The sequence below is a fragment of the Tropicimonas sediminicola genome (assembly GCF_900188335.1).
GTDB classification, from domain to species: Bacteria; Pseudomonadota; Alphaproteobacteria; order Rhodobacterales; family Rhodobacteraceae; genus Tropicimonas; species Tropicimonas sediminicola.
Window position 1 is genome coordinate 859124 of record NZ_FZOY01000001.1, and the last position, 13279, is coordinate 872402.

General features: G+C 65.7%; 9 protein-coding genes. 6 read left to right on the plus strand and 3 right to left on the minus strand.

Features of this window, described 5'->3' with window-relative positions; all coding sequences use genetic code 11:
- The first annotated feature begins 25 nt into the window (after nucleotides 1-25).
- The 6 genes from CHB86_RS04030 to CHB86_RS04055 all read left to right on the plus strand — a co-directional run bounded on the left by CHB86_RS04030 (nucleotide 26) and on the right by CHB86_RS04055 (nucleotide 9643).
- Complete coding sequence (locus tag CHB86_RS04030) at nucleotides 26-2785, plus strand: TRAP transporter permease (RefSeq protein ID WP_089231459.1); 2760 nt, start codon at nucleotides 26-28, stop codon at nucleotides 2783-2785.
- A 14-nt stretch (nucleotides 2786-2799) separates the two neighbouring features.
- Complete coding sequence (locus tag CHB86_RS04035) at nucleotides 2800-3225, plus strand: universal stress protein (protein ID WP_089231461.1); 426 nt, start codon at nucleotides 2800-2802, stop codon at nucleotides 3223-3225.
- Between the two features lie 88 nt (nucleotides 3226-3313).
- Nucleotides 3314-4282 (plus strand): carbon-nitrogen hydrolase family protein, encoded by a 969-nt coding sequence (locus tag CHB86_RS04040; RefSeq protein ID WP_089231463.1) that lies wholly within the window; start codon nucleotides 3314-3316, stop codon nucleotides 4280-4282.
- Between the two features lie 51 nt (nucleotides 4283-4333).
- Nucleotides 4334-7096, plus strand: a complete 2763-nt coding sequence (locus CHB86_RS04045) for an aminotransferase class I/II-fold pyridoxal phosphate-dependent enzyme (protein ID WP_089231465.1) — start codon at nucleotides 4334-4336, stop codon at nucleotides 7094-7096.
- Between the two features lie 5 nt (nucleotides 7097-7101).
- Nucleotides 7102-8553 (plus strand): biotin carboxylase, encoded by a 1452-nt coding sequence (locus CHB86_RS04050; RefSeq protein WP_089231467.1) that lies wholly within the window; start codon nucleotides 7102-7104, stop codon nucleotides 8551-8553.
- Nucleotides 8554-8656: 103 nt separating this feature from the next.
- A complete protein-coding gene (locus tag CHB86_RS04055; protein ID WP_089231469.1) occupies nucleotides 8657-9643 on the plus strand; it encodes a C45 family autoproteolytic acyltransferase/hydrolase in 987 nt (328 codons plus the stop codon).
- 41 nt (nucleotides 9644-9684) lie between these two features.
- Here CHB86_RS04055 and CHB86_RS04060 read toward each other — a convergent pair whose 3' ends face one another.
- Genes CHB86_RS04060 through CHB86_RS04070 form a run of 3 tightly spaced genes read right to left on the minus strand, consistent with a single transcriptional unit; the run spans nucleotide 9685 to nucleotide 13279 of the window.
- Entirely contained in the window at nucleotides 9685-10629 is a 945-nt protein-coding gene (locus tag CHB86_RS04060; RefSeq protein WP_217898256.1) for an ABC transporter permease, read from the minus strand.
- Nucleotides 10626-11729, minus strand: coding sequence for an ABC transporter permease (locus CHB86_RS04065; protein WP_089231471.1), 1104 nt, complete (start codon nucleotides 11727-11729; stop codon nucleotides 10626-10628). Before CHB86_RS04065 ends, CHB86_RS04060 begins: the two co-directional genes overlap by 4 nt.
- Entirely contained in the window at nucleotides 11726-13279 is a 1554-nt protein-coding gene (locus CHB86_RS04070; RefSeq protein ID WP_089231473.1) for an ABC transporter ATP-binding protein, read from the minus strand. The genes CHB86_RS04065 and CHB86_RS04070 overlap by 4 nt, the downstream gene beginning before the upstream one ends.

Genomic DNA, 13279 nt, shown 5'->3' on the forward strand with positions numbered 1-13279 from the left:
CGGCCGGGCGAACGGGGGCACGCCCATGAGCGACGACAAGCAATTCGAGGCAGCGGCTGTCGAACAGGCAGCGGCGGGTCATGCCGGCCTCAGCCAGAGCGAACTCGACGAACTCGTCGCGTCCTCTGACACAGGTGGCAGATCGCCTTCCGCACCCATTGCGCGCCTGATCATGGTGACGGCGATCGTCTGGTCGCTGTTCCAGCTCTGGATCGCGAGCCCTATCCCCTTCATGATCGGCTTCGGCGTCTTCAACGACACCGAGGCGCGCTCCATCCACCTCGCCTTTGCCCTGTTCCTTGCCTATGCCGCCTATCCTGCGGCCCGCACGCCCGTGCAGCTTGCCCTCGCCGTGGGCGTTCCGGCGCTGTTGTCGGTGCTGTTCATGTACGGCGCCAAGGAAGGCACGTCTGTCTGGTGGGTGCCTCTGGTCGGACTGGGCGTGATCGCCGCGATCCTCCTCGGCTCGCCCAAGGACCGGGTGCCGCCCTGGGAATGGGCGCTCGCCATCGCCGGCGCGGTCTCGTCGCTCTATCTCTACTTTGCCTATGATGCCATCGCTCAGCGGGTCGGTGCACCGATCCTGCCCGACTTCGTGATCGCGGTGATCGGCCTTCTGATCCTTCTTGAGGCGACCCGCCGTGCCCTCGGGCCGGCGCTGATGATCGTCTCGACGGTCTTCCTCGTCTACACCTTCCTCGGCCCGCTGATGCCCAGCATCATCGCGCACAAGGGCAACAACCTCTCCGAGGTGGTGAACCATCAGTGGATCACCACCGAAGGCGTTTTCGGCATCGCGCTCGGCGTGTCGACCTCCTTCGTCTTCCTCTTCGTGCTGTTCGGCTCGCTGCTCGACAAGGCCGGGGCCGGCAACTACTTCATCCAGGTGGCCTTCTCGCTGATGGGCCACATGCGGGGCGGACCCGCCAAGGCGGCGGTCGTCTCCTCGGCGATGACCGGCCTGATCTCCGGCTCTTCCATCGCCAACGTGGTCACCACCGGCACCTTCACCATTCCGCTGATGAAGCGCGTTGGCTTCTCCGCCGAGAAGGCGGGCGCGGTCGAGGTGGCATCCTCGGTGAACGGTCAGATCATGCCCCCGGTCATGGGCGCTGCGGCGTTCCTGATGGTCGAATACGTGGGCATCCCCTATTTCGACGTGGTCAAGCACGCCTTCGTGCCCGCCGTGATCTCCTACATCGCGCTGGTCTACATCGTGCATCTCGAGGCGATGAAGGCCAACATGCAGGGGCTGCCGCGCGCCTACGAGCCCAAGCCGCTCGTCGCCTGGCTGATCTCGCTTGCCTTCACCATCGCGGCGATCTGCGCGCTGTCTTTCGCCGTCTACTTCACGATGGGCTGGATCCGGCCTGTCTTCGGGGCCGCGGCGGGATACGTGATCTTCGGCATGCTGTCCGTGGTCTATGTCGGGCTCCTCTACATCTCCTGTCGCGAGGAGCGGCTCAAGCTGGAGGACCCGAACGCGCCGGTATCGAAACTGCCGCTGCCGGGGCCGACCATCCGCGCCGGTCTGCACTTCCTGCTGCCGGTGGTGGTGCTGGTCTGGGCCCTGATGGTGGACCGCCTGAGCCCGGGCCTCTCGGCCTTCTGGGCGGCCTCGTTCATGATCTTCATCCTGCTCACCCAGCGTCCGATCGAAGCGATCTTCCGCGGCGAGGGGAACCTCGGCGGCGCGCTTCGCAATGGTGTCCGCGAACTGATCGAGGGGCTGGAAGCCGGCGCACGCAACATGATCGGCATCGGCATCGCCACGGCGACCGCCGGCATCATCGTGGGTGCGGTCAGCCAGACCGGTGTCGGTTCGGCGCTGGCGGACGTGGTCGAGGTGCTCTCGGGCGGCAACATCATGGCGATCCTGCTGCTCACCGCGATCCTCAGCCTGATCCTCGGCATGGGCCTGCCGACCACGGCGAACTACATCGTCGTCTCGGCGCTGCTGGCGCCGGTGATCGTGACGCTCGGTCAGCAGAACGGGCTGATCGTGCCGCTGATCGCCGTGCACCTCTTCGTCTTCTACTTCGGCATCATGGCCGACGTGACGCCGCCGGTGGGCCTCGCCTCCTTTGCGGCTGCGGCGGTCTCGGGGGGCGATCCGATCCGAACCGGTGTCGTGGCGTTCTTCTACTCGCTGCGGACGGCGGCGCTGCCCTTCCTCTTCATCTTCAACACCGATCTCCTGCTGATCAATGTCGGGTGGGTGCAGGGCATTTTCGTCTTCATAACGGCGACGATAGCTATGCTGCTCTTCGCGGCAGCAACGCAGGGGTGGTTCCTGACCCGGAACCGGTTCTACGAAACCATCGCGTTGCTGCTGGTGGCCTTCACCTTCTTCCGTCCTGGCTTCTGGATGGACATGGTGGTGCCGCCCTTCGAGACGCTGCCGCCGGCGCAGCTCGAACAGGCGATGGAGGGCACCGAGGCGGGCAATGACCTGCGGCTCACCGTGAACGGGCTGAACTCGGTCGGCGATCCGGTGACCTTCACCGCGCTCGTGCCGGTGCCGGAAGGGGAGACCGGCGCGGACAAGCTGCTGGCCTCGGGGATCGAGGCGGTCGAGCGGGACGGCAAGGTCATCATCGACAACGTCGCCTTCGACAGCCCCGCCCAGAAGGCCGGCCTCGACTGGGACCAGGAGATCGTGGAGGTCCTGGCGCCGAGCGCGCAGCCGTCCAAGTACCTGATGTACCTGCCGGCGCTCCTGCTTCTGGCCGGGATCATCATGCTTCAGCGGCGTCGTGCGACGCCGCTTCCGGCAACCGCCTGACGGGAGGGAACGCGATGTTTGCCAACGTACTTCTGCCGATCGACCTCAACCACCCGGCGTCCTGGACCAAGGCGCTGCCGATGGCGGTGAAACTCTGCGGTTCGGAGGGCACGTTGCATGTGTTGGGCATCGTGCACGACCTGGGATCGGCGATGATCTCGTCCTTCCTGCCCGCGGATTTCGAGAAACGGGCGCTGCAGCAGATGAAGGAGCAACTCGACACCTTCTGTGACGAGAACGTTCCGGAGGGAACCAGCGTGGTCGTGCATGTCGAGCATGGCCATGTGCCGGAACACCTGCTGCATGCGGCAAAGCAGGTGGGCGCCGATCTGATCGTGATGGCGTCCCACCCGCCGGACGACCTGCAGACGATGCTTGTCGGTTCCAACGCCGAGAAGGTCGTCCGCCATGCCTCCATCCCCGTGATGGTGGTGCGGTGACAGCACGATCCACGACCTTTTGGCCCTCGGGCCGGATCAAGAGTTCTCTCGGGGAGGAGACGAACTTCCAACTGGAGAAATCACGAATATGACGCCTTTCGCCATTGCCGGGGTGCAGATGCATGTCGCGGCACTGCACTCCAACGTGGAGGCCATGCGCCACCGGATCGAGATCCTGATGGCGCGCTTTCCCTGGACGCAGATGGTTCTGTTTTCCGAGCTCGCGCCCTATGGCCCGCTCGACCGCTACGCGCAGCCCTTCCCCAACGAGGCGCTGGAGATCTTCCAGGAGGACGCCCGCCGCTACAAGATCTGGCTCATTCCAGGCTCGATGTTCGAGAAGCGCGAGGACGGCCGGATCTACAACACGTCCGTCGTGATCAACCCCGAGGGGGAGATCGTGGCCAAGTATTCCAAGATGTTTCCGTTCCGGCCCTACGAGGCGGGGGTCGCGGCCGGCACCGAGTTCTGCGTGTTCGACGTGCCGGACGTCGGCCGGTTCGGCCTGTCGATCTGCTATGACATCTGGTTCCCGGAAACCACGCGGCAGCTCACCAGCCAGGGGGTCGAGGTGCTGCTGCACCCCGTCTTGACCGGCACCACCGACCGGGACGCCGAGATCGCAATCGCACGTGCGACCGCCGCGCAGTTCCAGTGCTATGTCTTCGACGTGAACGGCCTCGCGGCCGGCGGGGTCGGGCGCTCGCTCGTGGTAGACCCGGCGGCAACCGTGCTGCACCAGTCGGCCGGGCAGGAGGACATGTTCCCGATCGAGGTCGATCTCGACCAGGTCCGGCGCCAGCGCGAGACCGGCCTGAAGGGTCTTGGCCAGGTGCTCAAGAGCTTCCGGGACCGCGATGCGGAGTTCACCGTCTATGACCGCGACAGCGGGGCCGATGCCTATCTCAAGACGCTGGGGCCGTTGGCGACGCCGGGGCAGGGGTCTGCAGCGGGGCTGAAGTCCACCGATCCGCGCACCGCATTGGGCTATCTGGAAAAGGCCGAAACGCCGCCGAAGAACTTTTCCGTCTTCCATGGCAAGACGGGATCGGACTGACCGCGAACGGGTTCCGTCACGTGGCGCCATGACAACCAGGGAGGGGTTACCATGAACGCGCAGACCGGGGAGCAGAAGCTCCCCACCATTCGGGACTATTTCAGCGCCACTCAGCTGCGGGCCGACAGATGGAGCGCGCTGCGCGAAGCCTGCGAAGGGATGGAACGCCACGGGGTGAGCAGCAGGCAGGGCAAGAAGCTGCGCGCTGCCGCGTTGGATCTGATGGAAGCGCTGGCCCCGATCGAAACCTACTGGGCGTTTCCTGGCGCCGCGGTCTTCGAGAACCTGCGGCGTCTTCTGGCGCAGGAGAACATCGAGGATCTCTCGGTGTCGGTCCGCCGGATCGCCCGGGCCCTGACATCGGGCGCCTACCGGCGGCGTACCGTTCCGCTGAATTCCTCCGAGATCGACAACGAGGACTACGAGGACGAGGCCGCGCTGTCGCCCGAAGCCCGCGCCCTCGGCAGGCCCTACTTCGAGGTTCTGATCGTCGACGATGTTGCCGAGCAGCATGAACGCTTCCTGCGCTCCAGCCTGCAACGCATGCGGCGCAGCGAGGATCCGTTCATCTACGAGCCGGTGGTCGTTCCCTCTCTGGAGGACGCTCTGCTGGGGATCCTGTTCAACCACAATGTCCAGGCGGTGGTCATCCGCCCCGGCATCAGTCTGAAGTCCAAGAACAAGCTGCCCATCCTCGACGAATACGTGTCGCACCTGGGGCAGGACGAGGAAGTGGATTCGTTGGCGCCGAGCGAATTCGGGCCGGAAGCCTGCCGGCTGATCGCCAAGATCCGCCCCGAGCTCGACGCCTATCTGGTCACCGACCGTTCGGTTGAGGACATCGCCGGGCTGGATCTGGGCCGCTGCCGCAGGGTGTTCTACAATCAGGAGGACTTCCTGGAGCTTCATCTGAACATCCTTCGGGGCGTGACCGCGCGGTACAAGACACCGTTCTTCACCGCCCTAAAGGAATACTCCAAGCAGCCGACCGGCGTGTTCCATGCGATGCCGATCAGCCGCGGCAAGTCGATCACCCGGTCGCATTGGATCCAGGACATGGGCGCCTTCTATGGCCCCAACATCTTCCTGGCCGAGACATCCGCAACGTCGGGCGGGCTCGACAGCCTGCTGGAGCCCCGAGGGCCGATCAAGGAAGCGCAGGACATGGCGGCCCGGGCCTTCGGCTCCAAGCAGACCTTCTTTGCGACCAATGGCACCTCTACCTGCAACAAGATCGTGGTGCAGGCGCTGGTCAAGCCGGGCGACATCGTGCTGATCGACCGCGACTGCCACAAGTCGCATCACTACGGCATGGTGCTGGCAGGGGCCCGCGTGGTCTACATGGACAGTTATCCGCTCCATGAGTACTCGATGTATGGCGCGGTGCCGATCCGCGAGATCAAGCACCAGCTGTTGCAGCTCAAGGCGGAGGGCAAGCTCGACCGGGTGCGCATGGTTCTTCTGACCAACTGCACCTTCGACGGGCTGGTCTACAACGTCCAGCGCGTGATGGAGGAATGCCTCGCCATCAAGAAGGACCTGATCTTCCTGTGGGACGAGGCCTGGTTCGCATTTGCGCGCTTCGGACCGAGCTATCGTCTGCGGACGGCCATGCGAGTGGCCAACACGCTGCGGAGGACTCTCAAGACCGAGGAAACCGCGGCGGCCTGGGATGCCCAGCAGAAGCAGCTCAAGGACGCCGACGACGAAACCATCCTGAACACGCGGCTCGTGCCACCGCCGGACGCGCGCGTCCGGGTCTATGCCACGCAGTCGACGCACAAGACCCTGACATCCCTGCGTCAGGGCTCGATGATCCATGTCAACGATCAGGACTTCAAGGGAGAGGTCGAGGAGGGCTTTCACGAGGCCTACATGACCCATACTTCGACCTCGCCGAACTATCAGATCATCGCTTCGCTCGATGTCGGGCGCCGGCAGGTGGAACTCGAGGGCTACGAATTCGTCCAGCGGCAGGTCGAGAGCGCGATGGCGATCCGCCGCGCGGTGACCACCCATCCGCTGCTGAAGAAGTACTTCAAGCTGCTGACGCCAAGCGACATGATCCCGGAAGAGTACCGGGAAAGCGGAATCGAGAGCTACTACGACCCCGAACAGGGCTGGCTGGATACCTGGGAAATCTGGTCCACGGATGAGTTCGTGCTCGATCCGACACGCGTCACGCTCGCCGTGGGCGGGACAGGCTGGGACGGCGACACGTTCAAGACCAAGATCCTGATGGACAAGTACGGGATCCAGATCAACAAGACCTCGCGTAATACGGTCCTGTTCATGACCAACATCGGAACGACCCGTTCGTCGGTCGCCTACCTGATCGAAGTTCTGGTCGAGATCGCGAACGAGCTCGACGACCTGCTCGACGATGCCTCAAGGATGGAGCGCAGGTCGTTCGACAACCGGGTTGCGGCGCTGGTCGAACATGTGCCGCCACTGCCGGACTTCAGCCGCTTTCACGATGCGTTCCGGGATGCCGGCGAGACGCCAGAAGGCGACATCCGCTCGGCGTTCTTCCTCTCCTACACCGAGGAGAACTGCGACTACCTGCCGCTCGACGACCGGCTGATGGAGCGGCTCAACGCAGGCGAGGAGCTGGTCTCGGCCAGCTTCGTGATCCCCTATCCGCCCGGCTTCCCGATCCTGGTGCCGGGGCAGGTGATCAGCCCCGAGATCCTAGCCTTCATGCGGGCGCTCGACGTCTCGGAGATCCACGGGTTCCGGGCCGACCTCGGCCTTCGCGTATTCACCAAGGACGCGCTCGCGTCCCTCAAGTCCAGAGACTCGGAAGGGAGCTAGACCAGATGCCCAAGAAGACGCTGAAGAACATCTCGGAGATCCGTCGATACTTCCACACCAATTCGGACCCGATCTATTTCGTCTCGGCCACCAACTTCAACCTGCTCGGGCTGGACGAATGGGTGAAGAATTTCAAGTACATCTGCTACATGGATTGCTTCGACGGCCGGCACCCGAACGTGCTGGTCCCCTCCGAGGTGCCGCATGACGAGTTCCAGTCCATCGAGGACATCAACAACTACCTGCTGCAGCACAAGGAGGTCGTCGACTACGTCAAGGCGCGCGGCGGCAAGCCCAAGTTCGTTTTCCTGATGTTCGACGAGAAGACCGAGAAGCTGGTCAAGGAACTGGGCGGCGAGGTCTGGTTCCCGAAGGCGCGGCTCCGGACGCACATGGACAACAAGATCGAGACCGTACGGGTCGGCAACAAGGCCGGTGTGCCCTCCGTGCCGAACACACTGTCCAAGGTGAAAAGCTACGACCACCTGATGACGCTCTGCGAGAAAGCCGGGCTGGGCAACGACCTGGTTCTGCAATCGGCCTTCGGCGATTCCGGCCACACCACCTTCTTCATCAAGACCGAGGCGGATTTCCGCAAGCATGAGCACGAGATCGTCGGCCAGGGCGAGATCAAGATCATGAAGCGGATCGACTGCCGGGGCTCGGCGATCGAGGCCTGCGCCACCAACCAGGGCACCATCGTCGGCCCGCTGATGACCGAACTGGTCGGCTTCAAGGAACTGACGCCCTATCGCGGCGGCTGGTGCGGCAACGAGATCTTCTCGACCGCCTTCTCGCCCAAGCAGCGCCAGAAGGCCCGAGACCTGACCTTCCAGTTCGGCGAGCAGCTGCGCAAGGAGGGGTATCGCGGCTATTTCGAGCTCGACTTCCTGATCGACAAGAAGAGCGACGACATCTGGCTGGGCGAGTTGAACCCGCGCATCACCGGCGCCTCGTCGATGACCAACCACGCGGCCTTTGCCCATGCCGACGCGCCGCTGTTCCTGTTCCACCTGCTGGAGTTCTCGAAAAAGCCGTTCGACCTCGACGTGGACGAGCTGAACGCCCGCTGGGCGGACCCGGACATGATCGACAGCTGGTCGCAGATGGTCATCAAACACACCGAGGACAGCGTCGACATCATCACCCGCGCCCCGGAATCCGGCATCTATCGCATGATGCCCGACGGGCGGGTGGTGTTCGACCGGTTCGACTATCACCGGCGCGCGGTCGAGAGCGAGGACGAGGCCTTCTTCCTTCGGATCTCCAACATCGGCGACTACCGCTACGAGGGGGCGGACCTCGGGATTCTCGTCACACGCGGGCGCTCCATGACCAAAGGTTTCAAGCTGACGGAAAAGTCGAAGCGCTGGATCGACGGGATCAAGAACGCCTATTCCGCCCGGCCGCTGCCCTCGGCGCAGGCCTACGAGGACCCGGCGTTCAAGATCATGTAGGCGGCGCGCGGTTGCTGAGGTAGCGCGACGCGCCGGGGGAGTGCGTCGCGCAGAGCGCCCGTTATCGGCTTGCGCCATTGCCGGATTGGGATCATCAGGAGGTATGACGGTTCATTTTCGTGCCATCGAGGAGGAGCTGCCGGGCCCGAAATGGGCGGCGCTGTTTTCCGAGTTCTGGCCAGCCTACAAGACCTGGTGGTCCCGCGAGGGCCTCACCACGCGACCGACCTACAGCGAGAGCCGTGCCGCCATCCGGCGCAGCATGCCGGAGATTCTCGACCTCTACGACGAGCTGTGCGAGGCCGCCGGCGGCGGCGACTTGCAGGCGCGGTTCCTCAGCTTCTTTTGCCCGCCCCGCTACCTCTCGGGCTGCAGCCAGGCAATCTGGCCCGGCGACACGCCACTCCTGGTGCGCAACTACGACTACGACCCCAGGGCTTTTGATGCGGTTCTGCTCAAGACGGGCTGGCAGGGACGCGGGGTCATCGGCACGTCGGACGGGCTGTTCGGACTGGTGGATGGCATGAACGATGCCGGGCTCGCGGTGTCGCTGACCTTTGGGGGGCGCCGTGCGATCGGCGAGGGGTTCGGGGTCCCTCTCATCCTGCGCTACATTCTCCAGACCTGCACGACGGCGGAAGAAGCCTGCGAGGTGCTGCGGCGCGTCCCTTGCCACATGAGCTACAACGTCACCGTGATCGATGCGGACCGGCAGTTCATGACCGCCTATCTCGCCCCTGACCGGCCCACGATGGTGGCCCATGTGCCGGTTGCCACCAATCACCAGGAGCGCGTCGAATGGGCGAGCCATGCCCGCCTGACGGCGACGGTGGAGCGCGAGCGGTTCCTGCTGCAGCGGCTGTCTCTGCACCCGGAAACCGAGGAACGCTTCCTGCACCATTTCCTTCAGCCGCCGCTCTATTCGACGGCCTTCGGATCCGGTTTCGGCACGCTTTACACCGCCGCCTACTGGCCGCGCGAGGGCACGATGCGGCTCCTCTGGCCGCACCACACCCTGCGGGCGAGCTTCGACGCGTTCACCGAAGGGGTGGTGTCGATCTCCTATCCCTTCGCGGACAGCTACATCTGAGCGGCGAAGGTCGGTTTCCCGTCCAACACCCTGTGCCGGTTTTAGCGGATCCCGGTTCGCGGTAGGGGCTGCCCGAGTGAGGCCGGCGCGCCGCTTCGCGAGGCGAACCCGGCCAGCACGACGAGGGTCAGCGCATAGGGCAGAACGATCAGCGCCTGCAGCGGCACGCCCGTCGGCATGAGCTGGGCACGCAACTGGAGCGCCTCGGCGGCGCCGAATAGAAGCGAGGCGGCGACGATCCCCACCGGGTGCCGCCGTCCGAGGATCAGGATCGCGAGCGCGATGTATCCCCGCCCGGCCGTCATGTTGTCCAGAAACAGCCCCGTGGCGCTTATCGACAGGAACGCCCCGCCAAGGCCCGCCAGCACGCCACTGGCCATGACGGCGAGGTAGCGGGTCCGGATGACGTAGAGGCCCAGCGTTGTCGCCGCGACCGGGTGCTCGCCGACGGCCGAGACGGTCAGGCCGATGGTCGATCGGCACAGCACGACCCAGGACAGCAGCACAAGGCCGAGGGCCGCGTAGGTCAGTATGTCGTGGCTGAAGAGCAGCGGCCCGAGCACGGGGATATCGGCGAGCGGACCGAAGTCCAGCGGCTTGAAGGGCGTGATCCGCGGCGTCTCTGCGCCAGCCCGGAACGCCAGCCGGAACAGGAAGGCCGTGGTGCCGGCGACCAACAGGTTGATGGCAATGCCCACAACGACCTGGTTGGCCCGCAAGGTGATCGCGAAACAGCCGAGCAGCAGCCCGACGAGCCCGCCCACGACCATCGCCGCGGCCAGCCCGACGCTCAGCTGGCCGGACAGAAAGGTGAGCATGAACCCGGCGAAGCAGCCGGCCAGCATCATGCCCTCGAGCCCGACGTTGAGCACGCCGGAGCGTTCGGCAAAGACCCCGCCGAGGGCCGCGAGCAGGATCGGCATGCTCAGGCGCACACTTGCCGAGAGGAACCCGGCGAAAACGGGATCGGTCAGGATCGACATCATCGTTGGGTCTCCGGGGCGGTGCGCCGGCGCAGGAGATGGCCGATCGCGGTGAAGAGCGCGCCCTGTCCGATCAGGAACAGCACCACCAGCGCCTGGATCATGGCGATGAGCGCCCCGGGCACGCCGAGCGCGCTTTCCATGGTCGAGGAGCCGATCTGCAGTGCGGCGAAGAGCGTTGCGGCCATCAGGACACCCAATGGGCTGGTGCGACCCAGCAGCGCCACGATGATCGCGGTATAGCCGAAGCCGGGGGACAGGTTCTCGATCATGCGGCGGTGCACGCCGGCGACCTCGGAAAAGCCGGCGAGCCCGGAGAGCGCGCCGCAGAGGACGAAGGCGAGCAAGGTTACGCCGGTCACGTTGATCCCCGCGCTGCGCGCCGCCCGCGGGTTGTGCCCGACCGACCGCAGACGGAAGCCGCCCACCGACAGCCAGAGCCAGACCTGCGCCGCGACCGTGACGAGGATCACGAGCAGGATACCGGCATGGAGCCGCGTCGTCGGAACGAGGATCGGCAGTCGCAGCTCGCGCGCAAGGCGCTCGGTCTGGGCCAATGGCGAGCCGGGCGCTTGCAGGGGGCCGTGCAGGAGGTAGCTGACGAAGTGGATGGCGACGTAGTTGAGCATGATCGTGGTGATCAGCTCATCGGCTCCGAAGCGGAGCTTCAGCACACCGGCGATCGAGGACCAGAAGGCGCCGGCCAGCATGGCGGCTGCAGCCATTGCCGGCAGCACGATGGCTGACGGTGCCCCTGCAAGCTGAACGCCGACAAAGGCCGTGGCGATGCCGCCGATGAAGATCTGTCCTTCCGCGCCGACGTTGAACACGCCCGCCCGGAAGGACAGGGCAATGCCGATACCGGCGAGCGCCAGCGGCACCGTCCGGATCGCGGTTTCGGCGAGCCCGTTGGTGCTGCCCAGAGAGGCCTGGAACAGCACGGCGCAGGCCTCGATGGGGTTCACGCCCATCGACAGGATCAGCAACGCGCCGACGCCGAACGCCAGCGCCAGCGCGACGAGGCCCGACAGGGCGTTCTGCGCGACCAGCCGCTCGCGCAGAAAGGCGAGGGCGTCCGCGCCGGGGGCGGTGCGGACGGTCATGCGGCGCGCCCCGCCATCATGAGGCCGAGCGCGGCGATGTCGTAGTCGGGGCCCGTCTGCTCGCCGATGATCATGCCGCGATACATGACGACGATCCGGTCGCAGAGCGCCACCAACTCGTCCATCTCGGCAGAGATCAGCATGATGGCTGCTCCTCCGGACCTGCTGTCCAGGAGGCGGCCATGGACAAAGGCGGTGGCGCCGAAATCCAGCCCTCGTGCGGGCTGCACCGCGACGATCAGCTTGGGGTCCCGCGTCAGCGCGCGCCCCATCACGAGCTTCTGCTGGTTGCCGCCGGACAGGGAGCCGACGGGTTGGCGAATGTCGCCGGGTCGGACGTCGTAATCCTGCACCAATTCCCGCGCGAACTCGGCGATGTGCCTGCCGCGCCGCAGCCCGGCGCGGGCGAATCTGCGCCATCCGGCCATCTCGATGACGGCGTTGTCGGCGACCGACATGTCCGGCACCAGGGCCGTGCGGTGCCGATCCTCCGGAACATGGGCGACGCCGCGGGCGATCCGGACAGCGGGGGAGGCTCCGGTCATGTCCGCGCCGTCCAACTCGATGCTCCCGTCGCTCAGACGCTGAAGGCCCACCACGACCTCGGCCAGCTCGCTCTGCCCGTTGCCGTCGACCCCGGCGACGCCGAGGATCTCGGATCGGCCGATCTCGAGGTCGATCCCATCGAGCTGGCGAAGCCCGCGTTCGTCCGTGAGACCCGCGCCGCGCAGACGCAGGACGGTGCCCGTCTCGCCGCGCGGGGTGGTGTTGCGCCGGGGCCGGGAAGTCACCGCGCCGACCATCAGGCGCGCGATCTCGCCTTCTGATGTCTCGGCGGTGGTGAGGCAGCCGGCAACCTTGCCGCGCCGCAGGACCGTGATCCGGTCCGTCACGGCCATCACCTCGTGCAGCTTGTGGCTGATGAAGATGATCGCAGTGCCTTCCTCTGCGAGAGAGCGCACCACCGCGAAGAGCCGGAGGCTTTCCTGCGGCGAGAGCACCGCGGTCGGCTCGTCGAGGATTAGCACACGCGCGCCGCGGTGGAGCGCCTTGAGGATCTCCACCCGCTGCTGCCCGGCGACCGTCAGGCTGCCGACGCGGGCGGAGGCATCGACCTGCAGGTCGTGCCGGCGCCCGAGCGCATCGACCTCCCGCGCCACCCGGTCGAAATCGGGAAAGAACACCCGGCCGCCGGCGCGTTCGCGCGGCAGGCCGAGCGACATGTTCTCGGCCACGGTCATCGTCTCGATCAGCATGAAATGCTGGTGGACCATGCCGATCCCGAGGTCCTGCGCGGTTTGCGGATCGCGGATGACAACTGGCTGGCCATTCAGCCGGATGGCGCCCGCATCGGGCTGGAGCAGACCGGACAGTGCCCGCATCAGCGTCGTCTTGCCGGCTCCGTTCTCGCCGAGCAGCGCATGGATCTCGCCGGGCCGGACCTCGAGGTCCACGGCGTCGTTGGCCACCACCTTGCCGAAGGCGATGCGGATGCCGGACATGCTGACCGCAGGCGGCTGCACGTTCGTAGGGGGCAGGGTGGCGGCCAT